At 27.3% G+C, this 20,420-nt stretch carries 20 protein-coding genes and 1 riboswitch; of the genes, 5 read left to right on the forward strand and 15 right to left on the reverse strand.

Annotation, left to right across the window (positions count from 1 at the left end; genetic code table 11):
- Positions 1-28: 28 nt before the first annotated feature.
- Positions 29-1,429, reverse strand: coding sequence for a DEAD/DEAH box helicase (locus H8S20_RS09790; protein WP_186859988.1), 1,401 nt, complete (start codon positions 1,427-1,429; stop codon positions 29-31).
- Between the two features lie 269 nt (positions 1,430-1,698).
- Here H8S20_RS09790 and H8S20_RS09795 point away from each other — a divergent pair, with 269 nt between their 5' ends.
- The 3 genes from H8S20_RS09795 to H8S20_RS09805 all read left to right on the forward strand — a co-directional run bounded on the left by H8S20_RS09795 (position 1,699) and on the right by H8S20_RS09805 (position 4,434).
- Positions 1,699-3,180 (forward strand): YjjI family glycine radical enzyme, encoded by a 1,482-nt coding sequence (locus H8S20_RS09795; RefSeq protein ID WP_186859989.1) that lies wholly within the window; start codon positions 1,699-1,701, stop codon positions 3,178-3,180.
- Positions 3,177-4,013, forward strand: a complete 837-nt coding sequence (locus H8S20_RS09800; RefSeq protein ID WP_186838461.1) for a YjjW family glycine radical enzyme activase — start codon at positions 3,177-3,179, stop codon at positions 4,011-4,013. Before H8S20_RS09795 ends, H8S20_RS09800 begins: the two co-directional genes overlap by 4 nt.
- A gap of 73 nt (positions 4,014-4,086) precedes the next feature.
- Complete coding sequence (locus H8S20_RS09805) at positions 4,087-4,434, forward strand: cupin domain-containing protein (RefSeq protein WP_186838446.1); 348 nt, start codon at positions 4,087-4,089, stop codon at positions 4,432-4,434.
- 49 nt (positions 4,435-4,483) lie between these two features.
- Here the strand turns inward: H8S20_RS09805 and H8S20_RS09810 are convergent, their stop codons facing one another.
- The 11 genes from H8S20_RS09810 to H8S20_RS09860 all read right to left on the reverse strand — a co-directional run bounded on the left by H8S20_RS09810 (position 4,484) and on the right by H8S20_RS09860 (position 14,225).
- Positions 4,484-5,551, reverse strand: coding sequence for a sensor histidine kinase (locus tag H8S20_RS09810; RefSeq protein WP_186859990.1), 1,068 nt, complete (start codon positions 5,549-5,551; stop codon positions 4,484-4,486).
- Positions 5,548-6,234 (reverse strand): response regulator transcription factor, encoded by a 687-nt coding sequence (locus tag H8S20_RS09815; protein ID WP_186838444.1) that lies wholly within the window; start codon positions 6,232-6,234, stop codon positions 5,548-5,550. Before H8S20_RS09815 ends, H8S20_RS09810 begins: the two co-directional genes overlap by 4 nt.
- Before the next feature lie 141 nt (positions 6,235-6,375).
- Positions 6,376-7,038: an HAD family hydrolase gene (locus tag H8S20_RS09820; RefSeq protein ID WP_186838443.1), complete on the reverse strand. Its 663-nt coding sequence runs from the start codon at positions 7,036-7,038 to the stop codon at positions 6,376-6,378.
- A 4-nt stretch (positions 7,039-7,042) separates the two neighbouring features.
- Positions 7,043-7,504, reverse strand: coding sequence for a 6,7-dimethyl-8-ribityllumazine synthase (gene ribH, locus H8S20_RS09825; RefSeq protein ID WP_186838442.1), 462 nt, complete (start codon positions 7,502-7,504; stop codon positions 7,043-7,045).
- A gap of 44 nt (positions 7,505-7,548) precedes the next feature.
- Positions 7,549-8,754 carry a bifunctional 3,4-dihydroxy-2-butanone-4-phosphate synthase/GTP cyclohydrolase II gene (locus H8S20_RS09830; protein ID WP_186859991.1) on the reverse strand — a complete coding sequence of 402 codons (1,206 nt, stop codon included), beginning with the start codon at positions 8,752-8,754 and terminating at the stop codon, positions 7,549-7,551.
- Between the two features lie 15 nt (positions 8,755-8,769).
- Positions 8,770-9,423, reverse strand: coding sequence for a riboflavin synthase (locus H8S20_RS09835; protein ID WP_186859992.1), 654 nt, complete (start codon positions 9,421-9,423; stop codon positions 8,770-8,772).
- Positions 9,424-10,518: a bifunctional diaminohydroxyphosphoribosylaminopyrimidine deaminase/5-amino-6-(5-phosphoribosylamino)uracil reductase RibD gene (gene ribD, locus H8S20_RS09840; RefSeq protein ID WP_186859993.1), complete on the reverse strand. Its 1,095-nt coding sequence runs from the start codon at positions 10,516-10,518 to the stop codon at positions 9,424-9,426.
- A 324-nt stretch (positions 10,519-10,842) separates the two neighbouring features.
- Positions 10,843-10,957: riboswitch (FMN riboswitch) on the reverse strand.
- 189 nt (positions 10,958-11,146) lie between these two features.
- The gene (locus H8S20_RS09845; RefSeq protein WP_186859994.1) at positions 11,147-12,352 is read right to left on the reverse strand and encodes a redoxin family protein; all 1,206 of its coding nucleotides are present in this window, start codon (positions 12,350-12,352) and stop codon (positions 11,147-11,149) included.
- Positions 12,352-12,702: a winged helix-turn-helix transcriptional regulator gene (locus H8S20_RS09850; protein WP_186859995.1), complete on the reverse strand. Its 351-nt coding sequence runs from the start codon at positions 12,700-12,702 to the stop codon at positions 12,352-12,354. Before H8S20_RS09850 ends, H8S20_RS09845 begins: the two co-directional genes overlap by 1 nt.
- 68 nt (positions 12,703-12,770) lie before the next feature.
- Entirely contained in the window at positions 12,771-13,085 is a 315-nt protein-coding gene (gene trxA / locus H8S20_RS09855) for a thioredoxin (protein WP_186859996.1), read from the reverse strand.
- Positions 13,086-13,361: 276 nt separating this feature from the next.
- Positions 13,362-14,225 (reverse strand): PHP domain-containing protein, encoded by an 864-nt coding sequence (locus H8S20_RS09860; protein ID WP_186859997.1) that lies wholly within the window; start codon positions 14,223-14,225, stop codon positions 13,362-13,364.
- A gap of 710 nt (positions 14,226-14,935) precedes the next feature.
- Here H8S20_RS09860 and H8S20_RS09865 point away from each other — a divergent pair.
- Complete coding sequence (locus H8S20_RS09865; protein ID WP_186859998.1) at positions 14,936-15,334, forward strand: hypothetical protein; 399 nt, start codon at positions 14,936-14,938, stop codon at positions 15,332-15,334.
- A gap of 160 nt (positions 15,335-15,494) precedes the next feature.
- Here the strand turns inward: H8S20_RS09865 and H8S20_RS09870 are convergent, their stop codons facing one another.
- A complete protein-coding gene (locus H8S20_RS09870; RefSeq protein ID WP_186859999.1) occupies positions 15,495-17,285 on the reverse strand; it encodes a glycerophosphodiester phosphodiesterase in 1,791 nt (596 codons plus the stop codon).
- A 251-nt stretch (positions 17,286-17,536) separates the two neighbouring features.
- On the opposite strand from H8S20_RS09870, the gene H8S20_RS09875 reads away from it, so the two are divergent.
- Positions 17,537-17,887, forward strand: coding sequence for a hypothetical protein (locus H8S20_RS09875; protein WP_186860000.1), 351 nt, complete (start codon positions 17,537-17,539; stop codon positions 17,885-17,887).
- 57 nt (positions 17,888-17,944) lie between these two features.
- Here the strand turns inward: H8S20_RS09875 and H8S20_RS09880 are convergent, their stop codons facing one another.
- Together H8S20_RS09880 and hisS are read right to left on the reverse strand one after the other, a co-directional pair.
- Positions 17,945-18,847, reverse strand: a complete 903-nt coding sequence (locus H8S20_RS09880) for a GNAT family N-acetyltransferase (protein WP_186860001.1) — start codon at positions 18,845-18,847, stop codon at positions 17,945-17,947.
- Between the two features lie 121 nt (positions 18,848-18,968).
- The gene (gene hisS / locus H8S20_RS09885) at positions 18,969-20,273 is read right to left on the reverse strand and encodes a histidine--tRNA ligase (protein WP_186860002.1); all 1,305 of its coding nucleotides are present in this window, start codon (positions 20,271-20,273) and stop codon (positions 18,969-18,971) included.
- Between the last annotated feature and the right edge of the window lie 147 nt (positions 20,274-20,420).

Below are 20,420 nucleotides of genomic sequence, written 5' to 3' on the forward strand. Positions count from 1 at the left end.
TATCTATTACTTATTATCTATTACCTAATTACTTACTAACTGAGCTTGGCTTTCTACTTCTATTTCCACTATTAGCTTTAGTATTACCAGCTTTAGCAGTGCTTGGTTTTCCATTATTCCCTTTTCCACTATTGCTTTTACCGTTGTTAGGCTTACCACTTCTATTACTATTTCCTTGAGATTTACCTCTTACATTTCCGTTTTTATTTCCATACTGTCTTCTTTTTGAGTTCTTCTTATCATCACCAGTTAACTTTTCAATTTGATTTAATGTTTTTTGTGATATAACAGGTTCTATTATTTCAAACTTTTCTTCTGCAAGTACTGGTATTGATTTTCCTATAACTTTTTCAATCCTTCTAAACATTTCCAGTTCTTCTGAATCGCATAAAGTAATTGCAACTCCTTCTCTTCCGGCTCTTCCTGTACGCCCTATTCTATGTACATAAGTTTCTGGTACATCTGGCAAATCGTAATTTATAACATGTGATAATTCATCTACATCTATACCTCTAGCTGCTATATCTGTAGCAACTAAAACTCTTAAACTACCTTCTTTAAAATTATTTAAAGCTAATTGTCTTTGATTTTGAGATTTATTACCATGAATAGCTGCAGCTTCAATACCTACGTTATTAAGGTCTTTTGCTATTTTATTTGCTCCATGTTTAGTTCTTGAAAATACTATAACTGATTTTATAGATTCATCCTTTAGTAAATGTACTAATAATGATTTTTTATTTTTCTTTGCGACCATGTAAGCCCCTTGAGAAATAATATCTACTGTTGATGAAACTGGTTGAACTTCTACCTTAACTGGATTTTTTAATATAGAATTTACAAGCTTCATAACTTCTTTAGGCATCGTAGCTGAGAATAATAGATTTTGTCTTTCCTTAGGTAATTTTGATATTATTCTCTTTACATCATGAATCATCCCCATATCTAACATACGGTCTGCTTCATCAAGTACAAAATACTTAACATTTTTTAAATCAACATGTCTTTGATTTGATAAATCTATAAGTCTTCCTGGTGTTGCTATTAAAACATCTACTCCAGATTTTATTTTTCTAACTTGTGAGCTTTGATTTACCCCACCAAATATAACTGTACTTTTAATATCTAAATACTTTGAATATGTAGTAACATTTTCACCTATTTGTATAGCCAGTTCTCTTGTTGGCGCTACTATTAAAGCCTTTAATTTTCTCTCATTATCAACTTTTTTCTCTGCAATTATTCTTTGTAATATTGGTATAGCAAATGCTGCTGTTTTACCTGTTCCTGTTTGTGCACAACCTAATATATCTCTTCCATCTAATATAGATGGTATTGACTTTTCTTGTATTGCTGTTGGTTTTTCATAGCCAGATTCTTCTATTGAATTTAATATTGGCTTAATTATATTTAAATCTTTAAATAACATTCTTTCTCCTCTTTAATAAAAATTATTTTCCACATAAAAATAAACGCTATATAAATGCAATTCACTAACATAAGCATTTATATAGCGTTCATTACTATTCATTATATCTCATTTTTATAATAATTTCATTACTTATTTATTGGAATATTAAAAACTACATTAATATTAGTTGTAATAATAAAGTGTGCTAACCGATATTTACTATAATTAAATAAATAGATTATATGTTATAATCTATAGGAACATAAGATGACTTTAGAGGTGACAATATGAACGATATCGAAAAAATTGTTAAAGACGTTACTTTAACATATGAACAAAAAGTATTATCTTTAGCTAGATATGCTGAAAATAGTGTAAAAGTATTAAATATTTCTGATGAAACTCAAAAACTAAGAGATGCAGGTATAATCTGTGATTTATTCGAAGGTAATGTGCCTTATAGACCTAGATATATACTTCCTGATTATGAAAAGTTCATAAAAGAAGGATGTAAATTTTTAGAATTAGCTTCTCCAACAAATATATGGGAAGCTACTACAAATTTATTAATAATGTATAAACATGTTCCTTCAATCACTTCAATGCCAGTTTACATTGGTAATATAGACTACCTATTAGAGCCATTTATAGTAGATGAAGCTGAAGCTAAGCTTGCAATTAGATTATTCTTAACTCAATTAGATAGAACTATAACAGACTCTTTCTGCCATGGTAACTTAGGTCCAAAACCAACTAGGGCGGCTAAAATAATATTAGAAGTTGAAAGAGAGTTAGAAAATGCTATTCCTAACTTAACTTTAAAATATAGTGAAGAAACTCCAACCGATTTAGCTATTGAAGCTATTAAAACAGCATTAGTTACAGCTAAACCAAGCTTTGCAAATCATAAAATGTTTACCGAAGATTTAGGTAACTACGGAATTGCTAGCTGCTACAATGGTCTACATGTTGGCGGTGGAGCTCATACCTTAGTTAGAATGAGATTATCTACTTTAGCTTCTACTGCTACTGATATTGATGATTTCTTCAATGATAAATTACCTAATGCTATGCAATGTATGGCTGAATATATAAATGAAAGAATTAGATACATAGTTGAAGAAAGTACTTTCTTTGAAACTAACTTCTTAGTAAAAGAAGGATTTATAAGCAAAGATAGATTTACTTCTATGTTTGGTCTTGTAGGACTTGCTGAAGCTGTTAATATCCTACTTAAAGCTGAAAATTTAGAAGACAAATTTGGTCACTGCAAAAAAGCTGATGATCTTGGCGTTAGAATAATGGACTTTATGGAAAACTTCATAAATAACTTTGAAAGTAAACACTGTAAAGTTACTAACAAAAGACTTTTACTTCATGCTCAAGTAGGTATTGGTGATGATATAAATATAAGCCCAGGTTCAAGAATTCCAATAGGCGAAGAACCTGAATTATGGAAGCACTTAAAACAAACTGCTAGATTTCATAAATACTTCCCATCAGGTGTTGGTGATATATTCCCATTTGAAATGAATGCAATGAACAACCCTGAATTTATATTAAATATAATTCAAGGTGCATTTAGAGAAGGTATGAGATATTTCTCACTTTACTCTTCAGATGCTGATGTAATAAGAATAACTGGATACTTAGTTAAGAAAAGTGAAATTGAAAAGCTAAATAGAGGTGAAGCTACACTTCAAGATACAGTTGTTTTAGGACAAGGACAAGTTCAAAACGGTAAAGTACTTGAGAGAATGATACGATAATGACTGGATTCGTTAATAATATAATTCCTTTTAGCTCTGTTGATGGGCCAGGAAATAGAACTGCTATTTTTCTACAGGGCTGTAATTTCAACTGTATCTACTGTCATAATCCTGAAACAATAAATATATGTGGTAACTGTGGTACATGTATCACAGCTTGCCCTAATGGAGCTATTGCTCAAAATAACAGTAAAGTTTTTTGGGATAAAACAAAATGCTGTAATTGTGATGCTTGTATAAAAGCATGTAATAATAACAGTAGTCCTAAAGTTTCTAAAATGTCTACTGATGATATAATTAATGAAGTAACTAACTATAAACCTTTTATCCAAGGAATAACTGTATCAGGTGGAGAATGTACTCTTCAAGAAGACTTTTTGATAAGTTTATTTACTAAAGCTAAATCATTAGGATTAACTTGTTTTGTTGATAGTAATGGTTCTAAGGACTTTAAAGAAATGGCTAATCTTTTAGAACTTTGTGATGGTGTTATGCTTGATGTTAAATCATTCGATAATAGTATACATAACAAATATATAGATTTTGATAATAAACATGTATTATCAAATTTGGACTACTTAGCTTCTATAGGTAAACTTTATGAGGTAAGAACTGTCATCGTTCCTGAAATATTTAATAATGAAGAAACAGTAAAAAGAGTTTCTGAAATTATAAACAAATATGATCCAAATATAAGATATAAACTTATAAAGTTCAGAAATCTTGGAGTAAGGCACTCTTTAAAGTCTCACCCAAGTCCTTCTGATAAATATATGGATGAACTTAAAAATATTTCAGAAAAAAATGGTTGTAAAAATATTATTATAGTCTAGGAAAATACAAAGTATATATTATTTATTACTCCATAACCTATTTAAGAATTACTTTTTAAAGGAGACTTATTTTATGGAAAATCGTTTATTTAAATTAAGCCAAGTTGCTCAAGGTGATGATAAAGAAGCTAAGAAAACAGTAGTTTATACTTCCGATTCTACTACCGCTGCTGTTTGGGTTGTAAAGCCTAATCAATTTATCCCTACACATAAGCATACTACATCAGACGACTTATGGATTTGTATTCAAGGAACTGGAGTAGTTTACCCTGAAAAAGATAAAGAGGTTCCTTTCACTAAAGGAGATATGCTTTTATCTACTAAAGATGCACAACATGGTCTAAAAAATACAGGTAATGAAGATATTATACTAGTTAGTGTAATTGCTCCATTCCCATCTGACTTTGTAGGCTTAGAATAAAATTAAAATAAAACAACGCTTAATTTTACTTAAGCGTTGTTTTTTTACTTTATCTTTGTAAAAATACTGAAAAAGTTGTTCCTTTTCCTTTTTTAGATTTTACTTTAATATATCCCCCTTGTTTTATTATGATCTCATTAGTTAAATATAATCCTATTCCTATCCCCTCAACTTCTGATACCTCTCTACTCCTATAAAACCTTTTAAATATATTATTTATATCTTCTTCAGAAATTCCTATACCTGTATCCATAATATCTATCTTAGTAAATAACTCCCATTCCTCAACAGAAATACTAATTCTACCGCCATTATCAGTATATTTTACTGCATTTTCAATAATATTAAGCAAAGCTTCACTAGTCCACTTTTTATCATGATTTGCCTTTATAAATGTTGGACATTCTATTTCTAAGTCAATCTCTTTCTCTTCAGCCTTTAAGTACACTCCACTTAAAGCATTAGCTATAGTATCACTTAAAGTGCTATTAACTTTATTTAGCGATATTATATTACTTTCTAACCTCGACATTTTAATCAAAGCTTGCACCAGCCACTCTAGCTTAGATACTTGAAACTTCATATTATTTAAAAACATACTTTGCTGATTTCTATTTAGGTCTCTTTGAATTAATGTATCATTATACATAGTAATGTTAGCTATTGGCGTCTTAATTTGATGTGAAATATCTCCTATAAGAGATTTTATATTCTCTTTTTCTATTAAAGCCTCTTCTCTATTATTATCTAATATTTCAACGAGCTTTTTTAACTTATGTTGTAACTTTGAAAATATAGTTTCCTCATCTTCCACAAACTCTATATTTTCCTCTTTATAAATAACTTTATCTATAATATCACACATATTGTTGGAAAAACTTAAAATATTTTTTCTAACAACATATATGAACCCTAGAATAATTAAAGCTATTATTAAAATAAATATTCCAATTATAAAGAATAAACTATTTGCTTCATTGTAAATACTCGGATTAGTAGTAATGATATAATTTATATTCAACTTAATAATTATTAAAAATATAATACTTATTATTGAAACTAAAATAGTAAAAATACTATATATATTATTTAAAAACATCCTCTTTAATCTTATCAATACTTCTCACCTGTCCAAGCATATCCAATTCCATACACAGTTTTAATATATCTAGGCTTTGATGGATTATCTTCAATTTTATTTCTAAGTCTATTAATATTTACTGTTAGAGCATGCTCTTCAACATATTCTTCATTTTCCCATAACTCTTCTAGTAAAACTTGTCTCGTTAAAATTTCACCCTTAGATAAAATTAGTTTTTTTAACAATTTATATTCTGTAGGAGCCAAAACTATACTTTCTCCATTTTTCTGTACTGTGATTTTGTCTAAATCTATTTTAAACTCCCCCTCTTTAATAATATTTGAAGATATGCTATTTTTACCACACCTTCTAAGTACTGTTAGAACTCTTTCTCTTAAAACATTAATACTAAACGGCTTAGTAATATAGTCATCTGCCCCTATCCTTAACCCTGTTATTATGTCAAGTTCTGTATCACATGCAGTTAAAAATACAATTGGAGTTGTATACTTTTGTCTTATATTCTTACAAAAATCAAATCCACTACCATCTGGTAAATTACAATCTAATATTATAATATCTATGTTTTCTTTATCTAATTTTTCTCTAGCTTCCTCTAAAGTAAAAGCTGAAGTAATGTTAAACCCATCCATCTGAAAATTAAATGCTATTCCTTGATTCAACATAACATCATCTTCTATTATTAATAAATTGCTCATAAAATAATACCTTTCTAATACATAAACTAATCAACCTAATTATACCATCTTAAAATTACTTAATATAATTATTTATAATAAAAATAACTTCATAAAATTAAAGGAATATTTAGTTAAACTAAATACTCCTTTATTATATTACTATTTAATATTGTATATTAAATCCTTCAACTCAGTAATTTCCTTTGCTAAAAAAGTAGCTTCCTTTAATTCTTCATAACTACCAAATCCATATAAACAACCTATAGATTGTAAATTATGTACTTTGGCAATTTCAATATCTACAAATCTATCTCCAATAACTATAAAATCACCATGGTACTTCTCTTTTATAAAATTAAATATTTCATATTTAGGCTTAAATTCAAATTGTTCTGTACAATAAAAATCATTAAAATATTTATCTAATTTAAACAATTTATTATGCTCATTCATATATTTAATTTTACAATTACTTAAGAAAATCAAATTGTATCCTCTTTCTTGTAACTCTTTAAGTAATTCTATAGTACCATCATATAATTCTGCATTACCTTGGCTTAAATATTCAATCATTGAATTTCCTATAATAGAACTACATTTTTTCTTTACTTCTTCTTGTAAATTAGGCATAAAGTTATTCCACATATCTTTTGCACTATATCCTAACCATTTACTTATTTCTTTATCCTCCCAAACCTTCTCTTCTGCATACCCTTCTTTAATTAAATATTCATATGCTTTTCTAAAAGCTGGTCCATAAATTTTTATACTATTATGCAGTGTTCCATCATAATCAAATATAATATTAATTTTCTTATTCATAGTCTTAGAAATTCTTTAAAAGATTTGCCATTTCAATTGCTGTTACTGCTGCATCATACCCTTTGTTACCAGCTTTAGTTCCAGCTCTTTCAATAGCTTGTTCAATAGAATCTGTTGTTAATACTCCAAATATTACTGGCTTTTCAGTTTGTAATGAAACTGAAGCTATTCCCTTTGATGCTTCAGAACACACATAGTCAAAGTGAGGTGTAGATCCCTTAATTACTGCTCCTAAACATATTACTGCATCATACTTTTCATTTTGAGCCATCTTTTTAGCTACTAGTGGAATTTCAAATGCTCCTGGTACCCAAGCTACTTCAATATCATTTTCTTCAACTCCATGTCTCTTTAATCCATCTAAAGCTCCACCTAATAATTTTGAAACTATAAATTCATTAAATCTTCCTACTACTATTCCTACCTTAAGCCCTTTTGATACTAAATTCCCTTCTATTGTTCTCATTTTTATTTCCTCCTAATATTTCATATCTTTTATTTATTTAAATTTTAATAATTTAACATGTGATTTAATTTTTCTTTTTTAGTTTTTAAGTAAAATTCATTTTTCTCATTATGATTCATTTGTATAGGTACTCTATCTACTATCTCAATTCCAAACTCACCTAAACCATCTATTTTTCTTGGATTATTAGTCATAAGTCTTAATTTTTTTACTCCTAAATCTTTTAAAATAGCAGCTGCAACATCATAACTTCTCATATCTGCTGGAAATCCTAACATCACATTAGCTTGTACAGTATCATATCCTTCATCTTGAAGTGCATATGCTTTCATCTTATTTATAAGTCCAATCCCTCTTCCTTCTTGTCTCATATATAACAGTATTCCAGAACCTTCTTCTGCAATTCTCTTCATAGCTGCATCATATTGTTCACCACAATCACATCTTTTAGAACCTAGTGCATCACCAGTTAAGCACTCTGAATGTACCCTAGCTAAAATTGGAGATTCTTCATTTATATCACCTTTAACTAAAGCAACATGATGTTCCCCATTTAACTTATTTATAAACCCAAACATCTTAAAATCACCATATCTTGTAGGCATTTTTATCTCCACTACTCTTTCAACTAAAACTTCCTTCTTTTCTTTATTTTTTCTGTATTTAACTAAATCAGCTATAGTTACAATTTTTAAGTTGTGTTCTTTAGCAAAGTTCATTAGTTCTGGAGTTCTTGCCATAGTTCCATCTTCATTCATAATTTCACATATAACTCCTGCTGACTTTAAACCAGCAAGCTTAGGTAAATCTATAGCAGCTTCAGTATGTCCTATTCTCTCTAGTACTCCCCCCTCTTTAGCTATTAGAGGAAATACATGCCCAGGTCTTCTAAAATTCTCTGGTTTATCATCTTCTAAAACCTTTTGTATTGTTAATGCTCTTTCAAAAGCAGAAATTCCTGTAGTTGTATCAATATGGTCAATAGAAACTGTAAATGCTGTTTCATGATTATCCGTATTATTTGATACCATTGGTCCAATATTTAACTCTTTAGCTCTCTTCTCTTCAATTGGCATACATATAAGACCTCTACCATACTTAGCCATAAAGTTTATAGCTTCCCCTGTAACCTTTTCTGCCGCCATTAAAAGATCTCCCTCATTTTCTCTATCAGGATCATCAATTACTACTACAATCTTTCCTTCTCTTATATCTTCTATAGCCTCTTCAATACTATTAAATTTAAACATACTCTTTCTCCTCCACTATAAAAATCCATTTTCTCTTAAAAAACTTTCACTTATAGATGTTTTTTTACTTTCTTCTTTTTTAGGTAATCTCAATAATTTTTCAACATATTTTCCTATTACATCACACTCAAGATTTACAGTATCCCCACACTTCTTCTTTAAAAGTATTGTTTCTTCTCCAGTATGAGGAATTATTGAAACCTTAAATATTTCGTTATCCACATATGCAACAGTCAAACTTATTCCATCTATTGCTATAGAGCCTTTATAAACTATATACCTTAAAAGTTCAGGTTCAGCTTTTACACTTACCCAAGTAGCATTATCCTCTTTAACTAAAGAAATAACCTCACCAACTCCATCTATATGTCCACTTACTATATGTCCTCCAAGTCTAGTTGCTAAACTTAAAGCCCTTTCTAAATTAACTTTACTTCCAATCGAAAGGTTACCTAAAGTACTCTTACGTAATGTCTCAGCCATAACGTCTGCTTCAAATGTATCTCTATTTATATTGATAACTGTAAGACACACTCCGTTTGTACATATACTGTCACCTACTCTAGTTTCTTCTAATACCTTATTAGCTTTAACTACAAGTACTGAGGATTTTTCTCCTCTTTTTATCCCTTTAATTTCTCCTATTTCCTCTACTATACCTGTAAACATCTAGTTTTCACCTCTTTTAATATACCCTTGTATTAATATATCCTCTCCAACATTTTCTGTAGTCATATTTTCTAATAATATCGCTTTATTTAACTCTTCTACTCCATTACCTTCTACTGGAGTTTTGGACATTTCACCTCCAATAATTTTAGGTGAAATGTAAGCTTGTACCTTATCTATAATTCCTTCTTCTAAAGCTGAAAAGCTTAAAGTCCCTCCACCTTCTAAAAGAACACTATCTATATTTAATTCTCCTAATTTAATCATCAATTCATTCAAATCTACTCTGTCATACTTCGCTTTAACTTTTACTACTTCTATTCCCTTTTCTTCTAACTCCTTAGCTTTATTATTATCGCGCTTGTCAGTTGTAGCTATAATTGTTCTTGCTAAATTATCATTAACTACTCTTGAAGTCATAGGTATTCTTAGCTTACTATCTACTATTACTCTTATTGGATTTCTTCCATAGTTCAACCTACAAGTAAGCTCTGGGTTATCTTTTATAACAGTATTAACTCCAATCATAATTGCTGATAGTTCATTTCTTAACTTATGAACATTTTTTCTTGATTCATCACAAGTAATCCATTTAGATTCTCCAGTCTTTGTAGCAATCTTTCCATCTAATGTCATAGCAGTTTTCAACACTACAAAAGGCCTTTTAGTAACTATATATTTCATAAAAACTTCTGCAAGATTTTTACACTCTTCTTCAAGTATCCCAACTACAACATCTATACCTGAATCTCTTAGCTTTCTTACCCCTCTTCCTGCTACTAATGGATTTGGGTCTAAAGTTCCTATTACAACCTTAGAAATTTTACTTTCAATTATTTTATCTACACAGGGTGGTGTCTTTCCATAATGAGAACAAGGTTCTAATGTCACATATATAGTTGCACCTTCTGCACTTTCTCTTAAACTATTAAAAGCATTAACTTCTGCATGAGCTTTTCCATACTCTTCATGATATCCTTGTCCAATTACTCTTCCCTCTTTAACAATAACTGCCCCAACTAGTGGATTTGGATTAACTTTACCTTTGCCATTCTTTGCTAAGTCTATAGCTAACCGCATAAATTCTTTATCCATCTTGATCATCTCTCAATCATAAAAACTTAAACTTAATAAATCTTATAATTAAAAATTAAAAGCCCTGAGATTAAATCTCAGGGCCATATAATGGAAGTATCTATAAAAATTAATATCTTAACTTTAATAAAAGTCAATATATTAATTAATATACCTAATAAAAATCTTAACTACATATGTAAAATACATATTTATTTATGAATTAACTTTAAATAGTTAATCCAATCATTTATATAAGTGTAAACAAAAAGCTCTGAAATATATAATATTTCAGAGCAAAATAAATCACTTACTAAATATAGTTAAGATTATACTATACTTTTCGCTTATCTTCTTTCATCCAGACTGTACTGTCGGCTTCGGAATCTCACCGAATCATGCCATAAGGCTCGCGGGCTTTACCGCCGGTAGGGAATCTCACCCTGCCCTGAAGATTTATTAAATTTTATATTTGTATTTTATTACCTTAAATTATTTTTGTCAACTTATTTTTACATAATAAATTTATTTTAATTTTTATTTAATAAATATACTTTATTTAATTTTGTTTTTACATTTTATTCTTCATATTTTAACATATTCCCTATTAAATTTGAGAAAATCCTATTAGCTACTTTTTCCTCAGAAACTATCTATCTCTTTCAATTATTTTTTTCATTGTTTCTTTATTCATTGCACCTGGAACGTACGTTGTGATATACCCCTCTTTATCTATTATAAGTGTAGATGGTAAAGAATTCATACCATACCCATACATAAGTGATCCTTTTTCATCAAATACAACAGGGAAATTATAACCATTATCATCTAAAAATTTAGTTATATCTTCCTTAGAACCTTCTCTTCCTAAGTTTGGTGATGCTATTCCTAAAATTACAACATCATCTTGATTCTTATTGTATTCCTCATATAACTCATCTATATAAGGCATTTCTTCTCTACAAGGAGGACACCACGTTGCCCAGAAGTTCAAGAATATAGTTTTACCTTTATAATCACTTAAGGTATGTTCATTACCGTAATTGTCATATAAAGTAAAATCAATAGGCTCTATTTTTTCCTCCTCCTGCTCCTCTTGCTGTTGATTTGCTTCTACATTAGAACTATTATTATTTTCTTCAACTGTATTTTCATTTTTAACATTTATCTGCTTATTAACATTTACCACACCTGTTATTAACATAATTAATCCTGCTAATATAATAAATGCTCCACTTATTTTCTTAATTACATTCATATATTTTTTGATATTATTTAGATGTTTACCTAATTTACTATAAAATATAGCTACTATAAGGAATGGAACTACAAATCCTAACGTATATACAGCTATTAATAAATTAGATACTAAAATACTATCTGATGTTGAAGCCATTACAAGTACTGATGCAAGTATAGGTCCTATACATGGAGTCCATCCAAAACTAAATGCAAGTCCTAAAATAAATGCAGAAAAAGGAGACATGGTCTTATACTTAACATTTAATCTCTTTTCTCTACTTAGTAATTCAGACTTAATAATTCCTAAGTAAAATAGGCCCATTATTAAAATAATAATTCCACCTATTATCATAATTATATTTTTATTAGTCGCTATAAATGAACTTAAAGCGCTTATTGATGATCCTAATATAAAGAATGTAGTTGATATTCCTAATACAAAAAATATTGTATTTCTTATTAAAATACTACTCTTAAAGTTATCCTTATTCATATCATTAATAGTACTGTTTGCTAACATACTTAAATATACAGGTAATATTGGCAATATACATGGTGAGAATATAGATAATATTCCCTCTATAAAGACTATGAATATATTTATATTTCCCACTAATTCTTTCCTCCTTCTTTTTCACAAGAAAGATTCATATCGCTCCAATTGATCATATTTTTAATTAAAGGTAATAATAATAATCCTGATTCGCTTAAATAATAAGTTGACTCAACAATATTATTTACTGTTCTTTTATCATTTTCCATTATATTATTATTAATCAACATCTCTAACTGATCATTTAATACTTTTTTACTACAGCCTTTAACTAATCTCTGTAGTTCACCGAATCTAAATTTTTTATCTTGCATAGCCCATATCATATGAGCAACCCATTTCTTCCCTAATATAGTTGCTAATGCTTCAACGGGACAATCATATACAACATCATCTACATTATAATGCATAAATTCGCCTCCTAACTTGCTCTATTTCTATTTTAAATTATTCTCTAATAAATTCCTTTATTATAATATTATCTATTATTTTCAATAATGTTAATTAACTGAGCTTTAGGTAAAAATCCTACTTTTGTAATAACCTCTTGTCCATCCTTAAATACCTTTATAGTTGGTATATTAGTTACTCTATACTCTGTTGAAATATTAGGATTTTGATCAACATCAATCTTTACTATTTTTACATTTTCTACTTCACTTTGAACTTCCTCTAAAACAGGTGCTAACATTTTACAAGGCCCACACCATGTTGCAAAGAAATCTACAACTACTACGCCTTCTTCTTTAAGAACTTCCTTTTCAAACTCTCTTTCATTTATATGCTTTACCATTTTTTCTACCTCCAAAATACTTATTTAATTTAACCTCATTATATCAACGAAATTTTCTCAAAACAATTAGGCACTTTTTTGTAACTATATTATTATAAAACAGAATGGAATCTTGAAACTTTCAAGATTCCTTATGTTTTTTTGAATTAGGTGGTTTCTTTAGTGGGGATTAATATCTTGATAGTAATCTTAATTAATATATCAAAATACATATTAATTAATTTATTAACTATAATAATATCCTATATCCTTATTTAACTTTTTTCTGTGATATGATTACATAAAAATATTATCTTTTATAAATTTAATCTTATCAAATTCTACATAAAAGCTTCCGTCACCAATTCCTATATCATTATTTTTTCTATATTCCCCATGGTAATCTGTGCCACCACTTGATAGTAAATTATACTTTGAAGTTATATAATCTAAAAACTCTTCATCCTCTTCTGTAAATGTAGGATAATATCTTTCAACTCCGCTTAATCCTAATGATTTTAAGTATTCTATATGATTTTCTATTTCATTTTTATTGTATTTTCCTAAACCTGTAGTTTTATTATTATAGTGTGCTAAAAAAGCTAGTCCCCCCGAATTAACTATAGTAGAAATAGCTTCATCTATAGGTATTAACTCATTCTTTTCGTATGGAATTGGATCTAAGTATGTGTTCCATATATATTTGCTATTATTAGAAATATTGTTATCAATAATATACTTATGAATATCATGTCTAGATATAAAACTATCTAATTTTTTCTCCCTTAAGACATCTATGTCTATGTCTAAATTATATTTTTCTTTTAAAATATTAAGTACATTTTCCATAGTAGCCTCTCTTGCTTTTCTCATTTTTTCATAGGCTTTTAAAAATACTTTATCATAAATATTCATCCCGTATCCTAAAATATGAATCATATTTCCATCTTTATATAACGCACTAATTTCAATTCCATTAATTATTTTAATACCAAACTTATTAGCTTCTTCTATAGCCTCACTTATTCCTCCTATACTATCATGATCTGTTAAAGCTAATACCTTAACATTATTATTATATGCATTCTTCACTACGTCTCTTGGGCTATACGAACCATCTGTAATAAGTGAGTGTGTATGTAAATCAATAATATCTCTCATTATTTTCTCTCCCTTATAATTAATTGCCTATTGTAAAATAATCTATATACCTATATTTTATACCAAACACAAAGTATATAAAATTTTTTCTTTACAATAACAAATATTTGTAACACCTTTATATATAGTTCATATAATATATTATGACAAATCGATAATTGTTATATCAGCAATTTACAACAGCATTACTATATTTTATAATTTAGCTAACGTAAGAGTTTCTCATTTCCCTATCATAATGTAAGTAACTTTATTATAGCTAAAATTAAAAATTATTATCCTTATTTTAGTCACTAACAAAATAACTAACCTAAAATTTTAGGGTTTGTGCATAATACACAAACCCTTTTCTAATTAAATCTATTTTTATTATATTATTAGAAATCTTTTTATAATTCACTTCATCACTTTATACAATAACGCATTTTATTAACGAAAAAGTACTTTATTTAATATTTTAATATTTTTTTTATACTTTTTTTAAAAATATTAAAGGATTTTAAGCATAAACATATAATATATATAAATAAGAATTTTTATTTCATATTTTGAATCTTATTAAATATAATATGGAATATTTTCTTATACCACATAATATCTATTAGACAAGGATTAATAGATTTATTTACTTATAATTATTAATTTAATAGATAAGGTGGTTGGGGGCTATTAAAGTTTATTAAAAATAAAAATTGGGGAGGATGATTAATATGAAAAAAATATTAGTTGGTATGTTAATTTTAACAATGGCAGGTTTAATGGGATGTAAAAAAATGAGCGTTGATGAAATTAACGAAAAGCTTTCAGACGGTAAAGAAACTACTACTGAGGATGTAAAAGAGGTAGAAGAGCCTTATACTGTAAAAATAACTAACGGAGAGTATACAAGTGAAAAAGCATATAAACTTGATGGAACTGTTACAGCAAATACTAAAAATAGTGGTTTCACAAGTATAGAGGTTGAGTTGTTAAATGATGCTAATGAGGTTGTAGATGTTGCTAGAATAAATGTTGGAGCTCTTACTATTGGTGAAACAAAAGAATTCTCTGGTTCTGGAGCAGGTGAAGGGATAACTTCATACGGCGAAATAAAAGTTACAGGATATTAAAATTAAAATAGGTAGTATAAGCTTTAACTTAATACTACCTATTTTTTCTTTTAAATTTTAATAACTTTTTAATATGTTTCCATACCTTTCAATTGATTTTGCTATACCACTTTTGAATATATATTAAATATACTCTGATATAGAATTAATATCTTTATAGCTAAAATAGATAATCTGCAATAATCTTTATAAAATCGTTTTTCTTTAAATATATAGTATCGTTAACTAAAAATGGATCATCTGTAATTATACTATCTACATTTAAATCAATCATCTTACTCATAGTATCTTGATCATTTACAGTCCACACAAATATTTGTTTTCCTTTATTATGAATATCATTTATTAAACTTTTAGTAACAAAGGTTGATTCTATACCATAAATATCAACATAATCCCACGTATAAAAATCTCCATACGCTAGAGCTGTTAGGTAGCAAGTTAAAAAACTTGAGTCTAGCTCCTTTACTTTCTTTAATACATCTTTATTCATCGATGCTATTACGCATTGATTTTCAACTCTATTTTCTTTTATAACCTTTATAACCTTTTCTATTATATCCGGGCTTTCATTTCCATTAAGCTTTATTTCTATTAATAGCTTACATCTACCTCGTACATATTTTATAGCTTCATCAAGAGTTGGTATCTTTTCTCCATAATAATCTAAGTTTAAATAATTACCCGCATCATATTTTTTCACTTCATCATAATCAACTTCCCAAACATTTTTATCTACACCGGTAGTCCTTTTAAAATTTGAATCATGAATGAGTATTAATTCTCCATCTTTTGTTTCTTGAACATCTGTCTCTATATATTCAGCTTGAGCAAGTATAGCTTCTTTAAATGAGGATAATGTATTTTCAGGTGCTGCTATACTTCCTCCCCTATGCGCAGTTGCCGTTGTATTATAAAAGAACTCTATATTAAACAAAGTATTGCTATGTATTGAAAAGGCCATAGCTTCAATAGGTACAAGTATTAAAATCACTATAATAGTTGTAACTTTTTTTATAATTGATAGCTTAACCCTTTTCTGCCTATTTTTATAAAAGGTAATATCCTTATAGTTATAATAAATAGCAGATATAAATCCTAAATTAAGTATAAAACTAGAAACTGATGCAATAAAAATTGAAAAGTCCTTAAATAGTATCGCTCTGCTAATAAATATTTCGCTTAAATCATTTCCTACTCTATAATACTTCGTCCATAAAGCCGTTAAAATTATTATTAAATAATATATTCCATAACCTATAATACTAAATACTATAAATGTTCCTATTGAATATAAAAATATCTTAATAGCCTTTCCTTTTGTAATCCTATTACTCTCATTTTTTGCTTCTTTAAAGCTACTTCTATTTAAGGCTATTTCATGTATACTAAAAATCCATCTAATAACTAGCATATATAAAATAATCATCAATGCCATATATAATAAATTTAATATATTATTAGATTGTATATAATCTAATATATAATCCGGTAGCTTTAACTCTCCTATAAACCCAGAGGTTAATGTTAAGTTTGTTAGTGGAATTATCAATAGTATAAATATCATTAATAAGTAATTTTTAATATTTAATATTTTAAGTGATTTCTGTAATCCTAATCTAATAAGCTTAAATATTCCTATTTTTTCATATCTTATAGATTTATCAAAACAAATAATAGTAGCTGTAAATTCAAAAAATACATAAAACCCCAAGGTAAGTAATAACATAATTAATAAAACTATAGATATAGGATTAGATAATATTTTAAATATATTATCTGTACTCAAATAAATTATTCCTGAATTGTGCATTGCACTTTCTAGTATGTACTTTATAATTGGAACTACTAAAATTAATGCAATTCCTTTATGAAATAATTCAAATAATATTAATGTTCCTAAGTTATATCTAAGTAATAATATAAAATTTCCTAATATTCCTTTTTTCATAGCTATCCTCTCAAATATTCTTAAAATTATTATGTTAAATCTTAAAAATATACTTTTATCTTTATTTTTATACTTCCCATTTTATTATTGTGTATATATTCTAACTAAAATTTAAAAAATTTAAAATCATAAATATTTAAATAACTTCTTACAATATTATTACATTTCTTAATATTTGTTAACACCTCTGTATTAATTATCCATAAGTATTTATAATATATTTATAAATAAAATATTTAAGAGGTACTTGTATGATAGAAATAAAACCTTTAGACGATGTTATGAATCATTTTTCGTGGATATTTTTTGCATATATTTCATTATTCTCAGTTGTATGTATCAATTTTTTCAAAGCACTTTATATTAATAAGAAAGTAAAAGATGTAACTAATAATATAAGAAAAGCTCAAGTATTTGATTTAGTAGTAGATATAATTTGTGGTATAGCCATGGCTGCAAGCTTAATGTTCTTTGGTGTGTTAGCTGATAATGATGCATTAAATTATAACATTTGGCTTAACAGAATTTTAATTATCTCTTTTGCTAGCCTCATAATATTTATATTAAATATTATTGTAGTCTTAAAAAATAAAAAAGTCTAAATAACAATGGCAAATTTGAATTATGAACTATCATAACAAATTTGCCATTTATTTTTATTAAGTATGAGATAATACTGGGAACATCATATTATAAAGTTCTAAAGGATTCTCTTTACCTTTCATTATAAATAATGTTGTATCATCTTCCTTTAACATTTTCTCATCATATAAAATTGTATTTAATGGTGTAAATCCTAATACTACTTTCTTTGTACTTTTAGTTACAATTTTATTAACAATACTTTCTAAGTCAATCTCTTTAGTTCCAAAAACCTCTAGTATATATATTATTTCTTTACTCATCTCTGCAATTACTATAGCATCATAATCTTTTATATAATAAATATTATCTTTCATAAAAGAGTTGCAATAAAACATAATTAAATTTTTATTATTTAAAACTGCAAACTTTGAAAATATTTTTGTATTTTCAATTATTCTATTAAATAATTCTTTATCACTTTTACACTTCATATCTATTGTTCTAACATCACTTTTATTAGATATATTTAAACAACTTCTTGAGTGCTCATATTCATATGTTTTTACAAAATTAAATTTAGGGTAAAATTTAATAGCACTATCATTAGCAAAAAGATATATTAAATCACATCTATCTTTCCACTCATCAATTACTCGTCCCATTAAATATCTACCTAATCCATTATTTCTATATCTACTATCAGTCATAACAGTGCCAATCTGTATATATAATTTCTTTTCACCTTTAAAATTAAACTCCATAATACTTACTGATACATTAGCTACAACTTCATTATCATAAATTAATGAGTACGGTATATATCCATCTCCCCAATAGCCTTTTTGATACCATATTTCAAAATCAATATCAAAAATATTATTTGCTAATCTATTAAAGCTTTTTCTTAAATTATCATCATCTCTATATTTGCTTTTATACAAATATTTTTTACCCTCTATTTGTACATACTCACTCATATACCCACCCTTTTATACTTGTAATTATCACCTTTTTATATTGTATGATATAACAACCTTAATCATAATAAAAATCAGCAAAATATTATTAAATTACTGACTTCTATTACATGGCTAATTGCTACTTACCAACAAATAAATCATAATTTATTGTAATATTATCGCCTGTCTTCATATTCTTTATCCTAATTTCATTATTTTCAACCTCTTCTTCTCCAATTAAAATTACATTTTCAACACCAATTTTATTAGCATAATTCATCTTTTTCTTTAAAGCATCATCTTCAAAATAAATACTTGCTCTATAGCCTTTTGATTGCAGGTATTGTAATACTGCTCCACAATATTGAAAAGTATCTCCTATTGGTATTATTAAATAATCTTGATTATCTTCCATATTATATTTATCTACAAAGCCAATTTCCCTTAATACAAAAAATAGTCTAGTTAATCCTATAGATATACCTACCCCAGGCAAAATGTTTTCTGTGTAATTCTCTGCAAGATTATCATACCTTCCCCCTGAACAAATAGATCCATAGCCTTCATTTCCTACTAATATAGTTTCAAATACAGTTCCTGTATAATAATCTAGTCCTCTAATTATTTTTAGATTTATTTCAAAGCTTTTCTTATCTACACCTAATACTTCTAGCATTGATTTAACAGTTTTAAGCTCTTTAATTCCTGCATTGTAATATTCATCCTCTATATTAATCTCTAAAAGTTTTTCTAGCTTCTCTTCATTTGATCCATTAAACATTAATATTTGATTTAAATATTCACTTTTTTCATTTCCTATTAGATTATTGAGCTCACTAATAAATTCTTCTTTCCCTATCTTATCTACCTTATCTATTAATATCATTACATCTACTTGATTTTCTATTTTTAGTTCATTTAATATTCCCTTTAATATTTTTCTGTTACTTATTTGAAATTTGTAATTAGTCAATCCTATTTCTCTAAATGCCTTATCTGCTAAACTTATAACCCAAGCATCATTATTAATACTTAATTTTCCTTTTCCTATTACATCAACATCACATTGATAAAACTCTCTATATCTTCCCTTCTGATTTCTTTCTCCTCTATATACCTTACCTATTTGATATCTCTTAAACGGAAAATTTAAATCATTGTAATATTGAGCTACATATCTAGCAAAAGGAACAGTCAAATCAAATCTTAAAGCCAAATTATTTTTCCCCTTTTGGAAACTATAAACTTGTTTTTCTGTTTCCCCACCAGATTTAGCAAGAAGTACATCTGCTTTTTCAATTATTGGTGTATCTATAGCTAGACATCCATTCATTTCATAAGTCTTTGATATTTTGCTTACTATATCATTAAATATCTCTTGCTCCTTCGGTAATAGCTCCATAAATCCTGGCAATATGCTTGGTTTAATTATATTCTTTTTCATAATATTCACTCCTAAAATAATTTATTTTTATATAACAAAAAGCCATGTAGGCATATATCCTACATGGCTTACACTAAATTATGTTCACACTTAATTTATCATCGCCAGAGATACAAGCCCAACAGCAATAGACTTGTATCCGTTTCT

Source organism: Clostridium hominis (assembly GCF_014287825.1).
Lineage (GTDB): Bacteria > Bacillota > Clostridia > Clostridiales > Clostridiaceae > Clostridium > Clostridium hominis.

Bases quoted from the DNA above. Each gene is read 5' to 3' on its own strand.
- H8S20_RS09835 (WP_186859992.1), bottom strand. From the start codon at position 9,423: ATGTTTACAGGTATAGTAGAGGAAATAGGAGAAATTAAAGGGATAAAA.
- hisS (WP_186860002.1), bottom strand. From the start codon at position 20,273: ATGAAAAAGAATATAATTAAACCAAGCATATTGCCAGGATTTATGGAG.
- H8S20_RS09830 (WP_186859991.1), bottom strand. From the start codon at position 8,754: ATGTTTAAATTTAATAGTATTGAAGAGGCTATAGAAGATATAAGAGAA.
- H8S20_RS09820 (WP_186838443.1), bottom strand. From the start codon at position 7,038: ATGAATAAGAAAATTAATATTATATTTGATTATGATGGAACACTGCAT.
- H8S20_RS09860 (WP_186859997.1), bottom strand. From the start codon at position 14,225: ATGAGAGATATTATTGATTTACATACACACTCACTTATTACAGATGGT.
- H8S20_RS09880 (WP_186860001.1), bottom strand. From the start codon at position 18,847: ATGAGTGAGTATGTACAAATAGAGGGTAAAAAATATTTGTATAAAAGC.
- H8S20_RS09850 (WP_186859995.1), bottom strand. From the start codon at position 12,702: ATGCATTATAATGTAGATGATGTTGTATATGATTGTCCCGTTGAAGCA.
- H8S20_RS09870 (WP_186859999.1), bottom strand. From the start codon at position 17,285: ATGAAAAAAGGAATATTAGGAAATTTTATATTATTACTTAGATATAAC.
- H8S20_RS09795 (WP_186859989.1), top strand. From the start codon at position 1,699: ATGAACGATATCGAAAAAATTGTTAAAGACGTTACTTTAACATATGAA.
- ribH (WP_186838442.1), bottom strand. From the start codon at position 7,504: ATGAGAACAATAGAAGGGAATTTAGTATCAAAAGGGCTTAAGGTAGGA.
- H8S20_RS09875 (WP_186860000.1), top strand. From the start codon at position 17,537: ATGATAGAAATAAAACCTTTAGACGATGTTATGAATCATTTTTCGTGG.
- ribD (WP_186859993.1), bottom strand. From the start codon at position 10,518: ATGGATAAAGAATTTATGCGGTTAGCTATAGACTTAGCAAAGAATGGC.
- H8S20_RS09815 (WP_186838444.1), bottom strand. From the start codon at position 6,234: ATGAGCAATTTATTAATAATAGAAGATGATGTTATGTTGAATCAAGGA.
- H8S20_RS09790 (WP_186859988.1), bottom strand. From the start codon at position 1,429: ATGTTATTTAAAGATTTAAATATAATTAAGCCAATATTAAATTCAATA.
- H8S20_RS09865 (WP_186859998.1), top strand. From the start codon at position 14,936: ATGAAAAAAATATTAGTTGGTATGTTAATTTTAACAATGGCAGGTTTA.
- trxA (WP_186859996.1), bottom strand. From the start codon at position 13,085: ATGGTAAAGCATATAAATGAAAGAGAGTTTGAAAAGGAAGTTCTTAAA.
- H8S20_RS09805 (WP_186838446.1), top strand. From the start codon at position 4,087: ATGGAAAATCGTTTATTTAAATTAAGCCAAGTTGCTCAAGGTGATGAT.